Source organism: Kitasatospora sp. NPDC059973 (assembly GCF_042737525.1).
In the GTDB taxonomy this organism is placed as follows: Bacteria; Actinomycetota; Actinomycetes; order Streptomycetales; family Streptomycetaceae; genus Kitasatospora.
The window spans coordinates 1-17,880 of the sequence record NZ_JBHWUI010000049.1; the positions used below are offsets into that span (position 1 = coordinate 1).

17 protein-coding genes are annotated in these 17,880 nt (G+C 73.5%); 7 read left to right on the top strand and 10 right to left on the bottom strand.

From position 1 onward, the window contains the following. The first annotated feature begins 287 nt into the window (after nt 1-287). Nucleotides 288-1,415, top strand: a complete 1,128-nt coding sequence (locus ACFWA9_RS15840) for an NADH:flavin oxidoreductase (RefSeq protein WP_380387519.1) — start codon at nt 288-290, stop codon at nt 1,413-1,415. 72 nt (nt 1,416-1,487) lie between these two features. Here ACFWA9_RS15840 and ACFWA9_RS15845 read toward each other — a convergent pair whose 3' ends face one another. Further along, nucleotides 1,488-2,423 (bottom strand): AraC family transcriptional regulator, encoded by a 936-nt coding sequence (locus ACFWA9_RS15845; RefSeq protein WP_380387522.1) that lies wholly within the window; start codon nt 2,421-2,423, stop codon nt 1,488-1,490. 96 nt (nt 2,424-2,519) lie between these two features. Continuing rightward, a complete protein-coding gene (locus ACFWA9_RS15850; RefSeq protein WP_380387525.1) occupies nt 2,520-3,446 on the bottom strand; it encodes an NADP-dependent oxidoreductase in 927 nt (308 codons plus the stop codon). Between the two features lie 246 nt (nt 3,447-3,692). Between ACFWA9_RS15850 and ACFWA9_RS15855 the strand changes: the two genes are divergently transcribed. Next, entirely contained in the window at nt 3,693-4,250 is a 558-nt protein-coding gene (locus ACFWA9_RS15855; RefSeq protein WP_380387528.1) for a carboxymuconolactone decarboxylase family protein, read from the top strand. Nucleotides 4,251-4,363: 113 nt separating this feature from the next. Here the strand turns inward: ACFWA9_RS15855 and ACFWA9_RS15860 are convergent, their stop codons facing one another. After that, a complete protein-coding gene (locus tag ACFWA9_RS15860; RefSeq protein WP_380387531.1) occupies nt 4,364-5,986 on the bottom strand; it encodes an alpha/beta fold hydrolase in 1,623 nt (540 codons plus the stop codon). Between the two features lie 98 nt (nt 5,987-6,084). On the opposite strand from ACFWA9_RS15860, the gene ACFWA9_RS15865 reads away from it, so the two are divergent. After that, the gene (locus ACFWA9_RS15865) at nt 6,085-7,104 is read left to right on the top strand and encodes a MerR family transcriptional regulator (protein ID WP_380387589.1); all 1,020 of its coding nucleotides are present in this window, start codon (nt 6,085-6,087) and stop codon (nt 7,102-7,104) included. 55 nt (nt 7,105-7,159) lie between these two features. On the opposite strand, the gene ACFWA9_RS15870 is transcribed toward ACFWA9_RS15865, so the two are convergent. The 3 genes from ACFWA9_RS15870 to ACFWA9_RS15880 all read right to left on the bottom strand — a co-directional run bounded on the left by ACFWA9_RS15870 (nt 7,160) and on the right by ACFWA9_RS15880 (nt 11,207). After that, entirely contained in the window at nt 7,160-7,666 is a 507-nt protein-coding gene (locus tag ACFWA9_RS15870) for a DinB family protein (RefSeq protein ID WP_329488626.1), read from the bottom strand. Further along, nucleotides 7,666-8,463, bottom strand: a complete 798-nt coding sequence (locus tag ACFWA9_RS15875) for a VOC family protein (RefSeq protein ID WP_359804090.1) — start codon at nt 8,461-8,463, stop codon at nt 7,666-7,668. Before ACFWA9_RS15875 ends, ACFWA9_RS15870 begins: the two co-directional genes overlap by 1 nt. A gap of 239 nt (nt 8,464-8,702) precedes the next feature. Continuing rightward, nucleotides 8,703-11,207 carry a germacradienol/geosmin synthase gene (locus ACFWA9_RS15880; RefSeq protein WP_380387536.1) on the bottom strand — a complete coding sequence of 835 codons (2,505 nt, stop codon included), beginning with the start codon at nt 11,205-11,207 and terminating at the stop codon, nt 8,703-8,705. Between the two features lie 458 nt (nt 11,208-11,665). Between ACFWA9_RS15880 and ACFWA9_RS15885 the strand changes: the two genes are divergently transcribed. Continuing rightward, nucleotides 11,666-12,259: an HhH-GPD-type base excision DNA repair protein gene (locus ACFWA9_RS15885; protein WP_329488629.1), complete on the top strand. Its 594-nt coding sequence runs from the start codon at nt 11,666-11,668 to the stop codon at nt 12,257-12,259. A gap of 126 nt (nt 12,260-12,385) precedes the next feature. After that, on the top strand, nt 12,386-12,664 hold the full coding sequence (locus tag ACFWA9_RS15890) for a DUF2087 domain-containing protein (protein ID WP_359804088.1): 279 nt from the start codon (nt 12,386-12,388) through the stop codon (nt 12,662-12,664). Between the two features lie 26 nt (nt 12,665-12,690). Here ACFWA9_RS15890 and ACFWA9_RS15895 read toward each other — a convergent pair whose 3' ends face one another. Further along, entirely contained in the window at nt 12,691-12,903 is a 213-nt protein-coding gene (locus tag ACFWA9_RS15895; protein ID WP_380387540.1) for a KTSC domain-containing protein, read from the bottom strand. Nucleotides 12,904-12,964: 61 nt separating this feature from the next. Further along, a complete protein-coding gene (locus ACFWA9_RS15900) occupies nt 12,965-14,494 on the bottom strand; it encodes an MFS transporter (protein ID WP_380387543.1) in 1,530 nt (509 codons plus the stop codon). A 93-nt stretch (nt 14,495-14,587) separates the two neighbouring features. Here ACFWA9_RS15900 and ACFWA9_RS15905 point away from each other — a divergent pair, with 93 nt between their 5' ends. Then, nucleotides 14,588-15,688, top strand: coding sequence for a helix-turn-helix transcriptional regulator (locus tag ACFWA9_RS15905; RefSeq protein WP_380387546.1), 1,101 nt, complete (start codon nt 14,588-14,590; stop codon nt 15,686-15,688). Between the two features lie 10 nt (nt 15,689-15,698). Here ACFWA9_RS15905 and ACFWA9_RS15910 read toward each other — a convergent pair whose 3' ends face one another. Continuing rightward, nucleotides 15,699-16,580, bottom strand: a complete 882-nt coding sequence (locus tag ACFWA9_RS15910) for a hypothetical protein (protein WP_380387548.1) — start codon at nt 16,578-16,580, stop codon at nt 15,699-15,701. Nucleotides 16,581-16,592: 12 nt separating this feature from the next. After that, the gene (locus ACFWA9_RS15915; protein ID WP_329488635.1) at nt 16,593-17,111 is read right to left on the bottom strand and encodes a YbhB/YbcL family Raf kinase inhibitor-like protein; all 519 of its coding nucleotides are present in this window, start codon (nt 17,109-17,111) and stop codon (nt 16,593-16,595) included. 105 nt (nt 17,112-17,216) lie between these two features. Between ACFWA9_RS15915 and ACFWA9_RS15920 the strand changes: the two genes are divergently transcribed. Next, entirely contained in the window at nt 17,217-17,876 is a 660-nt protein-coding gene (locus ACFWA9_RS15920; protein ID WP_352290505.1) for a rhomboid family intramembrane serine protease, read from the top strand. Nucleotides 17,877-17,880 lie beyond the last annotated feature (4 nt).

Consider the following 17,880-nt stretch of genomic DNA (forward strand, 5'->3'; position numbering starts at 1 on the left):
ACGCCCCAAACCCGTAGTGGTGGGGGTTTGTGGGTATGGTTTATTTTTAAATCACCCCCCTTCTGCGCCCCCCCCGGTTCCGCCGCGGGGGGGTGCCGCCCTCCCGGGGCGGCACCGCGCGTTTCAGCCCTCCGGCCCGGCACGCCGGACGGGCCGGGGCACCGGTCGCACCGGGCAACGCAGTGGCCCGGATCACAGGAGCGCTTGCCGGGTGGGCGAAATGGAGGGACCCGCGCAGTGGTTGACACCTGAACATCGCACCCGCCGTCCGACCCCGAGGGAACCCCATGACCAGCACCGCGTCCTCCGCCTCCCGTGCGGCCGAGCTGCTCGCGCGGCCCGTCGAGCTGAACGGGCTGACCGTCCCCAACCGCATCGTGATGGCGCCGATGACGCGCCAGTTCTCGCCCGGCGGCGTGCCCGGCGAGGACGTCCGGGCGTACTACGCCCGGCGGGCCGCCGCCGGAGTGGGGCTGATCCTCACCGAGGGGACGTACATCGGCCACGAGTCGGCCGGGCAGAGCGACCGGGTGCCGCGGTTCCACGGGGAGGAGCAGCTGGCGGGGTGGGCCGAGGTCGCCGCGGCCGTGCACGCGGCGGGCGGCACGATCATGCCGCAGCTGTGGCACATCGGCATGGTGCGCAAGCAGGGCGACCCGCCGTTCGCCGACGCCCCCGCCATCGGCCCCTCCGGCCTGCGGATCGACGGTACCGAGGGCTCCGGCAGGGCGATGACCAGGAGCGACCTGGACGACGTCATCGGCGCTTTCGCCGAGGCCGCCGCGGCCGCCGAGCGGATCGGCTTCGACGGCATCGAGCTGCACGGCGCCCACGGCTACCTGCTCGACCAGTTCCTCTGGGCGGGGACGAACCGGCGGACGGACGCCTACGGCGGCGACCCGGTCGCCCGGACGAAGTTCGCGGCCGAGATCGTGGCCGCCGTCCGGGAAGTGGTGTCGCCAGAGTTCCCGGTGGTCTTCCGCTACTCGCAGTGGAAGCAGGAGGCCTACGAGGCCAGGCTCGCGGAGAGCCCGGAGGAGCTGGCGGACATCCTGACCCCGCTCGCCGAGGCCGGCGTCGACGTCTTCCACGCCTCCACCCGCCGCTACTGGCTGCCGGAGTTCGAGGGCTCGGACCTGAACCTGGCGGGCTGGACCAGGAAGCTCACCGGGCGGCCCGCGATCACCGTCGGCTCGGTCGGCCTCGACGGCGACGTCATTCGCAGCTTCGCGGGTGAGGGTGCCACCGTGCAGGGCATCGACAACCTCCTCGACCGGCTGGAGCGCGACGAGTTCGACCTGGTCGCCGTCGGCCGGGCGCTGCTACAGGACCCGCAGTGGGCGGCGAAGGTCCTCGCCGGCCGCTTCGACGAGCTGAAGCCGTACGACGTGTCGGCCCTGGCGACGCTGAGCTGACGCTCAGTCATGTCGCTTGCCCGCCGCCCGCGTCACAGCGGGTGGCGGGCACGGCCGTGGCGGCCGCCAGCCTCACGCGGCGCGGGCGGTGCGGCGGTAACTGCCGGGCGGCTGCCCGTACTCGCGCTTGAAGGCCTTGGCGAAGGCGTACTCGGAGCCGTAGCCGGTCCGGGCGGCGACGGTGGTCAGCGGGGCCTCGGACTCGCGCAGCAGGGTCGCCGCGGTGGTCAGGCGCCAGCGGGTCAGATAGGCCATCGGCGGTTCGCCGACGAGCGTGCTGAAGCGGCGGGCGAAGGCCGCGCGGGAGAGTCCGGCCCGGCCGGCCAGCGACTCGACGGTCCACGGCGCCGCGGGGGCCTCGTGGATGGCGGTCAGCGCCGGGGCGACGGCGGAGTCGCCGAGCGCGGCGGCCCAGCCGGCGGCCGCCGCGGGGGGCTGGTCCTCGAACCAGGCGCGCAGGATGTAGAGGAGCAGCGAGTCGATCAGGGCGGGGACGATCCCGGCCGAACCGATCCGCGGCTTCTCCAGCTCGGTGCCGAGGAGTTGGACCGCCGCGCTGAGCTCGGGGTGGCGGCCGTGCCGGGTGGGCAGGTGGATGACCGCCGGCAGTTGGCGGACCAGCGGGTGCGGACGCCCCTGGTCGAGGTGGTAGTTGCCGCACAGCAGGCTGGTGCGGGGGCCGTCGCCGCCCAGGGTGACCATGCCGATCGGTGAACCCGGCCGGTACTGGTCGGGCCGCTCGGTCTCGGCCGGGGTGGCGGGGTGGTCGGCGAGGATGTGGCCGCGGCCGTCGCGCAGGAAGACCACGTCGCCGGGGCTGAGCGCGATCGGCTCCGCGCCGGGCGCGTCCTCCAGCGGGACCAGCCAGCACGTCCCGTACAGCACCACGTGGAACCCGGCCCCGGCGACCGGGGGGAGGCGCAGGCCCCAGGGGGCGCGGCCCTCGGTGCGTACGGACGTGGGCTGTCCCGTCCGCATCGAGCTCAGCGCCTCGGTCAGGATGTCCAACGCCTTCCCCCCGCTTCCCCGTTCGTCCGACGTGTCCGGCGCATCCGGCCCATCCCGAATATCCGGCACGTCCGGCCCTCCACTGTAGGACCGCGCTCAGGCGACGGTGAGGACGACCTTGCCCTGCACCCGGCCGGACCCGACCAGCTCGTGGGCCTTGGCGGCCTCGTCGAGCGGAAAGGTCTCGCTGACGTGCGGGCGGACGCGGCCCGCGTCGACGAGTGCGGCGATGGCCTCCAGCGAGGCGTAGTCGGGCTCGACCGAGATGCCCGCGAAGTGCCGGCCGGCGGCCTCGATCCGGGCGGCGAGCTCCTGGTTCCAGTGCTCCATGATGCTGACCAGGGTGCCGCCGGGGCGCAGGACGGCCAGGGCGCGGTCGCCCTCGGAGGAGGAGTCGAAGACGACGTCGACGTCGCGGACCGCCTCGGTGTAGTCGGTGGTCCGGTAGTCGATCACCTCGTCGGCGCCCAGGCCGCGAACGAACGCGTGCTTGGCCTCGCTCGCCAGGGCGATCACATGGGCTCCCCGGGCCTTGGCGATCTGCACGGCGAAGTGGCCGACGCCGCCGGCCGCGCGGTGGATCAGGACCCGCTGGCCCTCGGTCACCCCGGCCGCGTCGACCAGGCCCTGCCAGGCGGTCAGGGCGGCGAGCGGGAGGGCGGCGGCGTGCACGTGGTCGATCGTGGCGGGCTTGCGGGCCACCTGACGCGAGGGAACGGCGATGTACTCGGCGTACCCGGTGGCGGCGCGGGGGAAGAACGGCATGCCGTACACCTCGTCGCCCGCCTTGAACCGGGCGCCCGGGCCGGCCTCCTCGACGACGCCCGAGATGTCCCAGCCGACGCCGAACGGCGGCTCGCCCAGCAGCGGGTAGGCCCCCGACCGGACGGCCACGTCGACCGGGTTGACCCCGCTCGCGTGGACCCGGACGAGGACCTCGCCGCCGAGCGGGGTGGGGCGGTCGATCTCGACGGTCTCCAGGACCTCGGGGCCGCCGAAGGACTGCTGGGTGACTGCGCGCATGGGAGGACTGCCTTCCTGGCTCGCCCGGCCCTCGTGCGGACCGGTTCTCGTTGTCCCCAACCCTAGGAAGGTCCGACGAGCCGATGAATATCCTTCAGTCTTCGGAAGATGTCCCAGCGTCTCGTGCGGCGGGCGCTCCGCTCCACGGCGACCGGACCAGCCCGCGACTGGTGAAACCAGAGCAATTGACCCGCCATCATGCTGCTGGAATGCACTGCTCCACCGGTCTTCCGAATCGCTAGATTCATGGTCATGACGAACGCCGCCGCAGCCGCGCCGACCACCACGCCCACCGCCGCCCCCGGCACCCCCCACACCCCCGGCACCCCCGGCACCCCCGCCGCCCGGCCTCCCCGGATCAACTTCGCCAAGGCCGCCCCGGCCGCCTTCAAGGCCCTGATCGGCTTCGACGCCGCCGCCCGCGAGGGCCTCGACCCGGCGCTCGTCGAGCTGGTCCAGATCCGCGCCTCGCAGCTCAACGGCTGCGCGTACTGCCTGCACCTGCACACCTCGGACGCCCGCAAGGCCGGCGAGAGCGAGGAGCGGCTGCACCTGGTCGCCGTCTGGCGGGACGCCGCGCACTTCTTCACCGCGCAGGAGCAGGCCGCCCTCGCGCTGACCGAGGCCGTCACGCTGATCGGCCAGGCCGGCCTGCCCGACGACGTCTACGCCCGGGCCGCCGCGCAGTTCACCGAGGAGGAGCTGGCCCGGCTGCTGGCCCTGGTCCTCACCATCAACACCTGGAACCGGATCGCGCTCAGCACCGCCAAGGTCCCCGGTACCGACGAGCGGGCGGCGCACTGACCGCCCCGTCGCGGCGAGCCGTCGTCGACCCGAGGGCCCGGCCCCACCCCCGTCGGGGCCGGGCCCTCGGCCGCACCCGGTCCGGTGACCGGGCGGAACGGGCGGCACCTGGCTCAGAGGTGCCCGAGGACGGAGCGGACGGCCTGCTCGACGGCCGCGCGCGACTCGTCCGTCCGGTCGACGGTGTCGAACCCGTGGTGGCCGTGCGGGACGTCGATCACCTGGAGGTCCGTGTCCCGTGCCTCGGCGGCGGCCACGAACTCCTCGACCGTCGCGGCGATCTCCGTGACCTCCAGGCCCACCCGGGTCAGGACGACGGGCAGCCGCCCGGCCCCGGCCAGCGCGTCCACCGGGCGGAACCGGCTGTCCACGCCCTGCCAGCCGGGCAGCGGCGCGAGGATCGGGTAGGTCACGGCGAGGCAGCGCAGCCAGGACGGGGGCGCGGAGAGCCAGTCCGCCGAGAGCGGGCCGCCGCCGGAGAAGAACCAGAGGGCGATGCGGTCGCCGTCGACGCGCGGGTCGGCGCGGAGCAGTTCGACGGCCTCGGCGACGTCCGCCGCGGCGAGCGGGTAGTCGGCGAGCGAGTGCAGGCGGTGGTCCAGGGTCGCGCCGATCACGCCCTGGCTCGCCGCGTACCGGCCGTAGCCGACGTAGGTCGTCCAGTCCCGTGGGGTGGGCCGCACGGTCTCGGGGACGGGGCCGCCGTGGACGAACAGCACCGCCGGACGCGGCGCGGCGGACGCGTCGCTCGCACCGGTCGCACCGGCCGCGTCGGTCGCACCGGCCGCACCGGCCGCACCGGCCGCACCGGCCGCACCGGCCAGGTTGGCGCCGGCCGCACCGGCGCCGTCCGGGTCCGCCGGCAGGTAGAGGTCGACCCGGCCGATCCGCTCACGGGTCTGCTCGGGCACGTCCAGCACGAACGGGCGCAGGTAGCCCGGCAGTTCCTGGGCGGGCGCCGCCGCCAGCCGGTGCCCCTCGCCGGCCGCGGCGCCGAGCAGGAGCTCGGCCAGCTCGTCCGGACGGGAGAGCATCGGCCAGTGGCCGGTGTCCAGGTCGAAGAAGCTCACCCGGGGGTCGGCGAGGGCCTTGAACTGCGGCATGCCCAGCGTCATCAGGCCCTCCAGCTTGGCGATGCTCATCCCGCTCTCCGTGCAGAAGATGCCGGAGGTCGGCACGGTGGCGAGGGCCCCCGAGAGCCTGAGCGGCTGGGTGAAGGTGGCACTCGGCTGCGGCGCGGCGAGACCGGTCAGCCGGGCCAGCGCCTCCTCCGAGAGCCCGGCGGTGCTGCCCCAGCGCTGCCACCCGTCGGCGGCCGGCGGGTCGATCCACCCGGTCCCGCCGTCCCGGTCCGCCGGGTCGAGCAGCCGCCGGCGGACCTCCTCGTCCGGGACCAGCTGAACGGCGGCGTCACCGTCCTGGGGCAGGCCGGCGTCCAGGTAGACGATCCGGGCGATCCGCTCCGGGCGCCGGTCGGCCGCGCCCAGCACGGGGTGGATGCCGTAGTCGTGGCCGACGATCACCAGCTCCGTCGCCTCCACCCCGTCGATCAGCCGCACCACGTCCTCGATGTGCGTCTCCAGCCCGGTGTCCGGACCGGCCTCCTCGCGGCGCTCCCCCAGCCCGGTGAGCGTCGCCGGGTACACCTCGGCCCCGGACTCCTCCAGCCTGGCGGCCACCTCCCGCCACACCTCTCCACCGGTGAAGGGCCCTGACACCAGCACGAACGCCGTCATGATCGTCTCCTTGCGCGGATCGTCCCCGCAGGCGGCCCGCCGGCCGCCCGCGTACACCGGTACGGTAGGAACTCCCCCTGAGGGAGGTTCAAGCCTTGCTGTCGTCAGACGTCATGTGGAGCATCGGCGAACTCGCGGAGCAAGCGAGCGTCACGGTGAAGACCGTCCGGTACTACTCGGACCGCGGCCTGCTGCCCGAAGCCGGCCGCAGCTCCGGCGGCCACCGCCGGTACGGCCCGGAGGCGCTCGACCGGCTCCGGCTGATCCGCTCCCTGCGCGCGCTCGACCTGCCCGTCCCGGAGGTTGGCCGGGCCCTGGAGGACGAGTCGGCACTGGAGGGCGCCGTCGCCCGGCAGTTGCGCGAGCTCGGGTCCCAGCTGGCCGCCCTGCGCTGGCGCGAGGCCGCCCTCCAGCTGCTCCAGGACTGCACCCCCGCCGAGCGCGCCGACCGGCTGCGTCTGATCGGCGCGGTGACCAGCCCGCCCGACACCACCGTGCTGGCCCGCTTCTGGCGCCGGGTGCTGCCCCCGCGGCTGCCCGCCCCGCTGCTCACGGCGGTCATCGACGGGGCCGTCCCGCAGCTCCCCGACGATCCGACCCCGGCCCAGGTGCTGACCTTCGCCCGGCTGCACGCGCTCACCGCCCCCGGGCGACTCAGCATCGACGTCTGCCGGCCCGACCTCCGCGAGCCCGACGAGGACTACCGGCCGGCGGTGCTCTACCAGGGCCTCGGCACGGCGTACGAGCTGGCGGCGGCGGAGATGGCGGGCGGGGCGGGGCGGCCCGGCGAGGCGCTGGACTGCTTCGTCGCCGCGCACGCCGACTCGCGCGGGCTGCGCGACACCCCGGAGTTCCGCCGTCGGCTCGGATACGTCCTCGACCAGACCGCCGACCCGGTGATCGGCCGCTACTGGCAGCTCGCCGCGGAGCTCGCCACCCCGGCCGGCGGCCCGCCCGCCGTCACGGCCGGCTCCGCCCACGAATGGCTCCGCGCCGGGCTGGGCGCCACCGCCCTGGGCACCACCGCGCCGGGCGCCTCCATCCCGGGCAGCACCGCGCCGGGCGCCTCCCCGCTGCGCACCACCGCCCCGGACGTCCGACGCCCCGAAGCCGCCTGAGCGCCCGCCGCCCTCGCGGCCCCCGCTTCCGGCGCAGCCCTCAGGGCGGAGACCCTCAGCCCATCGTCTTCGCCCCGTCCAGCGACTCCCGGATGATGTCCGCGTGCCCGGCGTGCTGCGCGGTCTCCGCGATGATGTGCAGCAGCACCCGGCGCACCGACCAGCCGGCGCCCGGCTCGAACCACGGCGCCTCCGGCAGCGGGTGGACGAGGTCGAGATCGGGCAGCGTCGAGACCAGCTCGTCCGTCTCGCGCGCCACCCGCTCGTACGCGGCGAGCAGGCCCGCCAGCGTCTCGCCGTCCGTCATCCGGAACTGGCCCTCCCAGTCGATCGAGCCCCGTTCCATCGCCTCCGCACCGCCGACCGCGAACCGCGACCAGCGCTCCTCGACGCCCATGACGTGCTTGATCAGACCGCCCAGGCACAGCTCGCTCGCCGTGGTGCGCCGGGCGGCCTGCTCGTCGTCGAGGTCACGCACGGTGTACCGGAGGAAGCCGCGGTGCTTGTCCAGCGTCTGGAGCAGGTCGGCACGCTCGCCGCCCGCCGGTGCGCCGGCAGCCATCAGGCGTCCGCCATGGTCGGCATGGGCCCGGAGGTCGTGCCCAGGTCGATGACGCCGAAGGCCGCGCCCTGCGGGTCACCGACGGCGGCGAACCGGCCGAACGGGCTGTCCATCGGCCCGAAGAACAGCTGTCCGCCGTGCTCGGTCACCTTGGCGATGGCGGCGTCGCAGTCGTCCACCGAGAAGTAGACGCTCACGTACGAGGGCGCCTCGGGCGGCATGTCGTCCGGTCCGACCTTCATCCGGCCGAGCGCGGGCCGGTCGGCGACCTGGAAGATCTTGTAGTCGACCTGGTCGGTGTCCATCCGCTTGGTGCTGTAGGGGAAGACCGCGGGGAAGAAGGCGTCGGCCTTGCCCGGCTCACGCGTGAGCACCTCGGCCCAGGTGTACGAACCCGGCTCGTTCTGCTTCTCGAAGCCCTCGTGGCTGCCGGCCTGCCAGACGCCGAAGGTGACGCCGCCCGGGTCCTTGGCGATCGCCATCGAACCGAAGTCGCCGACCTGCATCGGCCCCATCAGCACCTCGCCGCCCGCGGCGCGGATCTTCTCGACGGTCGCGGCGGTGTCCGGCGAGGCGAGGTACAGGCACCAGGCCGACGGCACGTCGTCCCCGGGCATCGGCGGGACGACGGCGGCCACCGCCTTGCCGTCCGAGTACGCCGTCGTGTAGTTGCCGAACTCCGACGCGCTCTCGCCGAAGGTCCAGCCCAGCACCGCCCCGTAGAAGGCCTTGGCGCCGTCCAGATCCTTGAACATGGCGTCGGCCCAACAGGGTGTGCCCTCAGGTAGCACGGTCATGATCCTGCCCTCCATGTAACGGTTTGCCCCGATTCGTCACAGTAGCCAGTCCCCCGTCGGACCGCGCCCCGAGTACCCGCACCGCCCCGCCCGTGCCCTCCGCACCCGCCCTCCCCGGCCCCTGCCCTTCGCGGCCTTCCTGCCCTTCCCGGCATCCCTGCCCTTCCCGGCATCCCCGGCCGGACACGGCGACGGCCCGCCGGAGCACCCCGGCGGGCCGTCACGAGAACCGGTCACCGCTACACGTCGGCCGCACCCGCCGGGAGGGTCACCGGAAGGGCCGCCGCGCAGGCGAACCGCGCCGCCGCCGTCCCCAGTCCGGGCGCGCCGAACGGGAGCGCGCCCCCGGCACCGACCGGAACGCCCTCCGGTACGGCCGTGGCCGGGGCGACCACGCCGTCGGCCGGCACCTCCGCCGCCGCCACCCCGTCCGCCCTCGGCACCTCATCGGCCGCCGGCCCGGCCGGGAGCTCGGCCGCCCTGCCATCCGCCCCCGACCCGCGCCCGAAGTGCCGCCGAAGGTCCGCCTCGCCGTACCGGTGGCAGTCCCGGTGCCAGACGTGGATGCCCGCGAGCCAGTTCTCCAGCTCCTTGACGTACCCGTCCAGCAGCTCCCGGGCCTCCGGCTCCAGCCCGAAGTCGTCGTACAGCACCGGGAACTCGTTCCGCGCCACGTGCTCGAACTGCCGCAACCGCGAGTGCATCAGGTCGTCGACGATGCCGACGGCCGAGGAGTAGTCGCAGTCGAAGAAGTTCTGCACCACCAGGACGGCGTTGTGCACCTCGCCCTCGTACTCGACCTCCTTCTGGTACGAGAAGAGGTCGTTCATCATGCACGCGTAGTCGGCGGCCGCGCTCTCCAGCGAGCGCATCGGCCCGCTCTCGTAGATCTCCGGCGGGACGGCCTGGCCGTGGGCCAGCCGGCACAGGCTCATGGTGAGGTCGGAGCCGAAGGTCTTCCGGCGCATCTCGATGTAGTCCACCGGGTCGGGGATCCGGTGCTGCGCCTGGTTGTTGAGCTCCCAGACCCAGCTCAGGGTCATGTCCTCGATCGCGGCGCGGAACTTCCGCCGGGCGTCCGGCGTCATCGGGGCGCTGGTCCGCTCCCAGAGGTCGGCCAGGCCCCGCTCCAGGGCGTTGACCGGCACCGGCGCCGGGGTGTCGTCGACGGGCATGAACGTCGAGAAGCGCTCGGTGAGCAACTTGGCGCCGACCAGGTCGCGGGTCCGCCCGTAGACCACCGGGTAGTAGTCGTCGCCGTAGGTCCCCCACGCCAACCAGGCCGAGGTGAGGTCGAGTTGCTCGGGGGTGGCGTCCGGGTGGATGCCGGCCGAGCAGAGCGGGAGGTCGTAGTCGGCGAGCTTCTCGGCCGTCCAGATGCCCGAGCCCGGTACGCCCGGCTGCGCCTCCAGCATGCCCATCCGGGCGGCCCACGCCACGGTGTTGAGCCGAGAGGCGTCCAAGTGCGGGCTGAGTTCGACGGTGTACGGGAGCCTGAACTCCGGCAGCCTGGAGGCCCCGACCCGCTGGAACGGCACATGGCCGTGCGAGCGCGCCCGCCGCACCGCCGGGTCGACGCCACCGGGCGAGCCGGGCGTCCCGTCCAGCGTGTTCACCCCGCTCAGCGAGCCCAACTCACCCATGCCGCCAGGCAGTCCGCGCCCCGGGCCGGCCCGCAGCACGTCCAGCGCCGACGTCCCGACCCCGCCGATCGCGTACTGGTCCCACCAACGGGCCGGCGCGGCGGCCGCGCCGCCGCCGTTCATGTACCGGCTGGACCGCATGTGCCACTCGTGGCCGCCCGACTGCCAGTCCTGCAGGCCCTTGACGTACGCCATCACCCGCGCGACGCCCGCCGGGTCCAGCCCGGTCTCGGTGAACAGCCAGGGCAGCTCGGTGAACACGGTGTTCTCGAACTGCTGGAGCCGCGAGGTGAGCAGGTCGTTGACGGCGTCCGCGGCTTCCTGCGTCGTGCAGCCCAGGAAGGTCTCCAGCACGAGGATGCCGTTGCTCAGCTCGCCCTCGTCCTCGACCTCCCGCTGGTAGGAGAAGATGTCGTTGCGCAGGTGGACGCCGTCCGAGAAGGCGTCCATCAGCACCCGCAGCGGCCGCGAACCCGAAACCTCCTTCGGCACCTCGGCGTTGGCGGCGTACTCGATCAGACCGGCCGACCAGGGCGCGCCGCCGACCTTGCGGCGCATCTCGATGTACTCGACCGGGTTGGCGATCCGGCCGGCGTTGATGTTGGCGAGTTCCCAGAGCGACTCGTTGAGCAGGTTCCGGGTGCTCTCGGCGAACCGGATCCGCCAGTCCTCCCCCATCGAGGGCACCGTGCGCCGCCACAGATCGGCCAGGCCCGCCTCGACCGGGTTGGTGGGCTCGGGCACCGGGGTCGACGGGTCGGCCGGCATGAACAGCGGCAGCCGGTCCAGATAGGCCTTGCCGCCCTCGCGGTCGTTGCTGCGCTTGAAGATCTCCAGGAAGTGGTCGTCGAAGAAGAAGACCCACACGTACCAGTCGGTGACCAGCGACAACGCCTCGTCGGAGGCGTCCGGGTGGGTGTACGCGCAGAGCAGGCCGTAGTCGTGCGCCTCCAGATCGGCCTGGTCCCAGATGCCCGACCCCTCCAGCATCCCCATCTCCCGGGCCCACGCGGTGGAGTGGGCCCGGGCGCCGTCGAGATGGGGGTTCAGGCGCGCCGGGTGCGGCACGTAGAAGGAGGGCAGTTCGAACGGCTGAGTCACCGGGCGAGCCTTTCTGGACGCGTCGAGGAGGCCGACCGGCCCGGCGGAGCGGAGCCGGTCGGTCCGCTGCCCCACGACCCGGTCGGCTCAGCATTACCCCTCGCCGACGATCTCCACCGGACAACCGCAACAGTCGTATGAGATAACCCACTTCCCCCGAACACCCGCCCGATAGAACGCACGCCTCTCGGTCACCTGTACGGACGGAACAACCCGGCATCCACCCTCGGGGGCGATCCATCCTGCGGGAAAGAAGAGTTGGCGATGGGTCACCGATCCGGACGGATTACCCGGCCCATTCCGACCGCGCGACGATACGCCAACGAACTACCCAGGCGGGCCAAGGGCGGCCAACTCAAGCAATCCGTTCCGACGGGCGTGTTGACCCGCTCCCCTCATCCCCCGTCCACCAGACTGGGCGACGATCCGAGTCTCCACGATCCGAGGAGGGCCTGCCCATGAACGTCACCGTCCGGCTCGCGCAGCAGCCCGAGGCCGACGACCTGCTCGGGCGCAGCGCGCTCGCCGCGCTCGTCGGGATGCTTCTCGACCAGCAGGTGCCCATGGAGTGGGCGTTCACCGGCCCGCTCACCATCGCGCAGCGTCTGGGCCGGGACGACCTGGACGCGCACGAGATCGCCGTCCACAACCCCGAGGCGTTCGTCGCCCTGCTCTCCGAGAAGCCGGCCGTGCACCGCTACCCGGCCGCGATGGCCAAGCGGGTGCAGCAGCTCTGCCAGTTCGTGGTGGCGCAGTACGACGGCGACGCGGCGGCGCTCTGGCGCGACGTCGCGACCGGCCGGGAGCTGCTCAGCCGCCTCAACGCCCTTCCCGGCTTCGGGAAGCAGAAGTCGCAGATCTTCCTCGCGCTGCTCGGCAAGCAGTACGGCGTGCGGCCCGAGGGCTGGCGCGAGGCGGCGGGCCTGTACGGCGAGGAGGGAGCGTACCGGTCGGTCGCGGACATCACCGGCCCGGAGTCGCTGGAGAAGGTGCGCGCCCACAAGCAGGAGGTGAAGCGCGCCGCCAAGGAGGCCAAGACCGCCAAGGTCTGATGACCGATAACTCCTGCTGCCCGGCACTCCCGAGGAGTGCCGGGCAGCGGCGCGCGGCGCCCGCCCCGGCGCCCGCCCCGAAAAAACGGGTTGCCCGCCCACGCCCCGCCGGGTGAGGCTCGACGGATGACCGACACCGACAGCCAGGACAGTCCCGGCGTGCGTTCCCTCTTCTCCGGCGACGGCCGGCTGACCACGATCCCCCGCAAGGCGGCCCGCCGCGAGCAGCTGCTCGCCCACCTCGCCGGCACCCTCTTCGAACCGGGCCGCTCCTACAGCGAGCGCGAGGTCAACGAGACGCTGCGGGCGGTGCACGACGACTACCCGGCCCTGCGCCGCTTCCTGGTCGAGGCCGGCCACCTGGCGCGTCCCCAGGACGGCAGCAGCTACCGCCGCGCCGCCTGAACCCCGCCCCCGGGGTGGCGAGGGCCTCAGCGCACCCGCCGGTAGGCGTACCGCCCGCGGATCCTCCGGGCGAAGTACCGTCCGTGACTGTCCGCCGCCATCAGCTCCCGGTGCACCCGCCCGGGGACCGCGTCGTACCGGTAGACGCTCCCGCCGGTGAACTCCAGCTCCAGTACCCGCCGCGCCGCGTCGTACCCGACCGAGCGCAGCGCCGAGGAGTCCACCGCCAGCCGCTCCATGCTCCCAGTGTGCGCGCGAGGGCCCCGGCCGCGCATCGCGGCCGGGGCCCTCCACCCACCGTCAGACGAGCACGGGCTCCTGCTCCCGCTCGGCCTCGTCGGAAGAGGACGCGGAGGAGGTACCGGCGACGACCGCGGCCTTCCGCCTCGGCAGCGCGAACATCAGCAGGAACACCGCCGCCAGCACCGCGACGACCCACCACATCGCGTGGACGAAGGCCCCGCCGAACGCCGTCCCGACCGCCTCGGGGGCGACCACGTCGTCCATCGCCCCGAAGAACGCCACCGACACCAGCCCGAGCCCCAGCGCCGTCCCGAGCTGGTTCACCGTGTTGATCAGGCCCGACGCCGAACCGGCGTGCTCACGCGGCACCTCGGCCAGCACCGCGTCGGTGATCGGCGCCACGATCAGGCCCATCCCCAGGCCCATCACCACCAGCGGCAGCGCCATCTGCCAGGACGTGATCGCCGTGCCGTACCGGTCGGCCTCCCAGATGTAGGTCAGCGCGCCGACCGCCATCACCAGCGCGCCGGCCTGGAGCACCTTGCGTCCGAAGCGCGGCACCAGCTGCTGGACCGAGAGTCCGGCTGCCACCGAGACCGCGATCGAGAACGGGATGCCCGTGGTCCCGGCCTTGAGCGGGCTCCAGCCGAGCCCGATCTGCATGTAGAGCGTCCAGACCAGGAAGAAGATCCCGGTGACCACGCCGAAGGTCAGCTGGACGCCGATGCCGGCCGCGAAGCTCTTCACCCGGAACAGCGACAGCTCGACCAGCGGCGAACCGTCCCGCCGCGTCTTCACCTTCTCGTACGCGACGAACAGGGCGAACACCGGCAGGCTGCCGGCCATCGAGAGGTGGCCCCAGAGCGGCCAGCCGGCCTCCCGGCCGTGGGTGAGCGGGTAGAGCAGCATCAGCAGGCCGACGCTGGCCAGCAGCACGCCCACGAGGTCCAGCTTGAGCGCCTTCTCCGCCCGCGACTCGCCGATGAACGCCCGGCCGAGCAGCAGCCCGGCGATGCCGACCGGCAGGTTGATCAGGAAGATCGGCCGCCAGGCCAGCCCGAAGAGGTCCCACTCCGTCAGCAGCGCTCCGATCAGCGGTCCGGAGACGGCGCCCAGACCGACCACCGCGCCGAACAGGCCGAACACCTTGCCGCGCTCCTCCGCCGGGAAGGAGGCGTGGATGATCGACAGCACCTGCGGCACCATCAGCGCCGCCGTCCCGCCCTGGAGGATCCGGGTCGCGACCAGCATCTCGGCGCCGGTCGCCAGACCGCAGAGCGCCGAGGCGACGGTGAAGCCGCCGATTCCGATCAGGAACAGTCGCTTCCGGCCGTAGATGTCGCCCAGTCGACCGCCGGTGATCAGCCCGATCGCGAAGGCCAGGGCGTAGCCGCCGGTCACCCACTGGACGGCACTGAACGAGGCGCCGGTGTCCTCCTGGATGCTGGGGATGGCGATGTTCACGATGGTGACGTCCACCAGGTCCATGAACGAGGCCGTCATCACGATCGCCAGCGCGATCCACCTCCGCCGGTCGGACACCACACCGGAGCCCGCTCCGGAGCCCTCCCCGGAATCCGCTGTCATCGTCTTCTCCTCTACCTCGCTCTTCGGCACGTCTGCGACAGTAGAGGGGATGTAGGTCAGCTCCTGTCCTCGTTGTCCGGCATCCTGGATGCCATGACGGACACTCCGGCGCGGCTGCTGAACCTGCTCTCCCTCCTCCAGACCCCGCGCGAGTGGCCGGGCAGCGAACTGGCCGAACGCCTCCAGGTCAGCTCCCGGACGATCCGCCGCGACATCGACCGGCTGCGCGCCCTGGGGTACCCGGTCGAGGCGACGATGGGCGCGATCGGCGGCTACCGGCTGGTGGCCGGGACGGCGATGCCGCCACTGCTGCTGGACGACGAGGAGGCGGTGGCCATCGCGGTCGGCCTGCGGGCGGCCGCCGGGCACGCCGTGGTCGGCATCGAGGAGGCGTCCGTCCGGGCGCTCGGCAAACTGCTCCAGGTGCTGCCGGGGCGCCTGCGCCACCGGGTCGGCGCGCTGAACACGGCCACCGTGCCGCTGCTCACCGGCGACGGACCGACCGTCGACCCCGAGGACCTCACCGTGCTCGCGGGCGCCGTCACCAACCGGGAGCGGCTGCGCTTCCACTACCGGGCGGGCGACGGCGCCGAGACCCGGCGCCAGGTCGAGCCCAACCGCCTGGTCTCGACCGGTCGGCGCTGGTACCTGGTCGGCTACGACCTCGACCGCGACGACTGGCGGCTCTTCCGGGTGGACCGGATCAGCGAGCCCTTCCCGACCGGCGCCCGCTTCACCCCGCGCGAGCTCCCCGCCGAGGACGCGGCCGCGTACGTGGCGAGCAAGCTCCGCCGGCCGGCGGCCACCCACACCCTGGTGGCGACCCTGCACATGCCCGCCTCCGAGGTGGAGAGCTGGATCAGCCGCGCCGCCGACACCACGGTCGAGCCGGTCGACGAGCGGAGCTGCCGGCTCCGCTCGCGGTCCGACTCGCTGGGGTACCTGGCGATGCGGCTCCTCATGCTGGGCTGCGAGTTCGAGGTCCACGAGCCCCCGGAGATGAACGCCCACCTGCGCGCCCTCGCCGCCCGCGCCGGCCGGGCCGCCGACAGCGGGGGTCCGGTCCACCCCGCCGCCGACAGCGGGGGTCCGGTCCACCCCGCCGCCGACAGCGGGGGACCGGTCCACCCCGCCGCCGACAGCGGGGGACCGGTCCACCCCGCCGCCGCCAGCGGGGGTCCGGTCCGACCCTGAGCCGCCCGCGCTACGCCGCCACCCGGTACCAGGCGTCCCCCGAGCGGAACCGGAGCACGCCGTCCCGCCCGTAGGCCCGCTCCCGGTCCAGCTCCCCGGGCAGCCGGAGCCGGCGCCGCCCGGTCTCCTTCCACTCCTTGCCGACCAGCAGGCACCGGACCAGCTCACCCGCGTGCGTCAGGAAGATCCCCTGCCGGCCGCCGACGGCGAAGCCGAGCGGCAGCCGGACCGGGGACCGCCGACTCACGGACCCTCCGGCCGGGTCGATCCGGGTCAGGTAGCTCGCGGTACTGCCCGGGTACCAGGCCAGCCAGACGGCGCGGCCCTCGGTCGCCCCGGCCAGGCCCTCCAGCGGGTAGCCGGGCAGTTCGTCCGGCCCCGGTCGCCAGACCATCCGCCCGGCCGGGTCCGCCCCGACCAGACCGGGGTGGGCCATCGGGTGGTCCCCGTAGATGCCCTCGTCCCCGAAGGCCATCCAGATCCGGCCGTCCCGGTCGGCGACCAGCGTCCGGATGTCGTCGCCGAGCACCAGCTCGTGGGCGGGCTCGCCGTCGGGCCCGAACACGACCGCGTTGGGCGCCCATCCGCCCGGCTCCTCGTCGGCCCGGTAGCTCGCCACCAGCAGCCGGCCGCCGGGCAGCAGCGCCAGGTGGTCCGGGTCGACGGCGAGCCCGCGCAGCGCCGTCCGCCGCTCCCCCTCCGGTGTCACCGTCACCAGCTCGGCGTCCGGGGGCGGGTCGGGGCACGTCCGGCCGCAGGCGCCGGACGGCTTCTCCCCGGGCACCAGCAGCACGACCAGTTCGCCGTCCGGTCCGACCGTCCAGCCGCAGGCCCGGCGGCCCGCGCCGGCATCGTGCTCGGGCAGCCGCCAGACCTCCACCGGTTCGTTCATCCGACGAGGATGTCAGACCCCGTACTCGGCGGTGATCACCGCACGGGCCAGCGTGTGGAAGGTGATGTGGAAGCCGATCTGGGCCGCCGGCGTCTCCGGGGTGACGTCCAGCGCGTCCACGTCCAGGGCGTGCACGGCGAAGGCGTACCGGTGCGGGGCGCCGGGCGGCGGGGCCGCGCCGTCGTACTTGTTGCCGGGGAAGTCGTTGCGGCCGTGGAACGAGGCCGCCCCGGGCAGGTCCGCGTCGGACGAACCCGCGCCGCGCGCCAGGCCGGCGGTGTCACCGGGCAGGTTGAGGGCGAGCCAGTGCCACCAGCCGGAGCCGGTCGGGGCGTCCGGGTCGTAGCAGGTGACGGCGACGGACCGGGTGCCCTCCGGCAGGCCCGACCAGGCCAGCTGCGGCGACAGGTTGCCGCCCGCGTGGACGAACTCCTCGGCCAGCTTGCCGCCTTCGGCGAGGTCATCACTGGTCAGCTCGAAGGACGGCACCTGCGGCAGGAACTCGTAGGGCAGCGGCGGACGAACGCTCATGAAACGGTCACCTCTCAACAAGCCAGGACAGCCCGGACCAGGCTGAATGACGCGATTCACTGTAGTGGGGTGCCACCGTTCACGGGCCCCCTCTACAGTCGGGTCATGGCTTCCACACCCGCCCGCCTGCTGGCCGACTCCCGACGAGCCCTCCTCACCATGGTCGGCCTGCTCGCCGTCATCTGGCTGGTGCAGCTGGTGAACTGGATGGACGACTACGGCCTCACCTACGAACACGGCCTGATGCCGCGCCGGCTCGACGAGCTGCCGGACGTGTTCGCCATGCCGCTGCTGCACTTCAGTTGGGAGCACATCGAGGCCAACTCCTGGCCGCTGTTCGCCTTCGGCTTCCTCTCCGCCTACCGGGGCATGAAGAGGTTCCTCTGGGCGACCCTGATGATCGTCGTGGTCGGCGGCCTCACCGTCTGGCTGTGCGAGCGCCCCGAGACGGTCACCGCCGGGGCCAGCGGCCTGGTCTACGGCTACTTCGGCTACCTGGTGCTGCGCGGGGTGCTCGACCGCAACCTGCTGGACGCGGTGATCGCCGTCGTCGTCGCGGCGGTGTACTCCTACCTCCTGATCGGCGTCCTGCCGGTGACCCAGGGGGTCAGCTGGCTGGGCCACCTCGGCGGTCTGATCGGCGGGCTCGCCGCCGCCTGGCTGCTCCGCAACCGCGGACCGAAGACGGCCGCCGCCCCGGCGTCCGAGCCCGCCGCCGGCCCCCGGTCCGCCCTGCACAAGGAGCTGGACGACCTCGGCCTCTGAGCGC

Excerpts from the sequence above, each read along its gene's own strand:
- ACFWA9_RS15920 (WP_352290505.1), top strand. The coding sequence starts at position 17,217 with ATGGCTTCCACACCCGCCCGCCTGCTGGCCGACTCCCGACGAGCCCTC.
- ACFWA9_RS15910 (WP_380387548.1), bottom strand. The coding sequence starts at position 16,580 with ATGAACGAACCGGTGGAGGTCTGGCGGCTGCCCGAGCACGATGCCGGC.
- ACFWA9_RS15855 (WP_380387528.1), top strand. The coding sequence starts at position 3,693 with ATGGTCATGACGAACGCCGCCGCAGCCGCGCCGACCACCACGCCCACC.
- ACFWA9_RS15895 (WP_380387540.1), bottom strand. The coding sequence starts at position 12,903 with ATGGAGCGGCTGGCGGTGGACTCCTCGGCGCTGCGCTCGGTCGGGTAC.
- ACFWA9_RS15885 (WP_329488629.1), top strand. The coding sequence starts at position 11,666 with ATGAACGTCACCGTCCGGCTCGCGCAGCAGCCCGAGGCCGACGACCTG.
- ACFWA9_RS15870 (WP_329488626.1), bottom strand. The coding sequence starts at position 7,666 with ATGGCTGCCGGCGCACCGGCGGGCGGCGAGCGTGCCGACCTGCTCCAG.
- ACFWA9_RS15890 (WP_359804088.1), top strand. The coding sequence starts at position 12,386 with ATGACCGACACCGACAGCCAGGACAGTCCCGGCGTGCGTTCCCTCTTC.
- ACFWA9_RS15900 (WP_380387543.1), bottom strand. The coding sequence starts at position 14,494 with ATGACAGCGGATTCCGGGGAGGGCTCCGGAGCGGGCTCCGGTGTGGTG.
- ACFWA9_RS15905 (WP_380387546.1), top strand. The coding sequence starts at position 14,588 with ATGACGGACACTCCGGCGCGGCTGCTGAACCTGCTCTCCCTCCTCCAG.
- ACFWA9_RS15915 (WP_329488635.1), bottom strand. The coding sequence starts at position 17,111 with ATGAGCGTTCGTCCGCCGCTGCCCTACGAGTTCCTGCCGCAGGTGCCG.
- ACFWA9_RS15850 (WP_380387525.1), bottom strand. The coding sequence starts at position 3,446 with ATGCGCGCAGTCACCCAGCAGTCCTTCGGCGGCCCCGAGGTCCTGGAG.
- ACFWA9_RS15860 (WP_380387531.1), bottom strand. The coding sequence starts at position 5,986 with ATGACGGCGTTCGTGCTGGTGTCAGGGCCCTTCACCGGTGGAGAGGTG.
- ACFWA9_RS15875 (WP_359804090.1), bottom strand. The coding sequence starts at position 8,463 with ATGACCGTGCTACCTGAGGGCACACCCTGTTGGGCCGACGCCATGTTC.
- ACFWA9_RS15840 (WP_380387519.1), top strand. The coding sequence starts at position 288 with ATGACCAGCACCGCGTCCTCCGCCTCCCGTGCGGCCGAGCTGCTCGCG.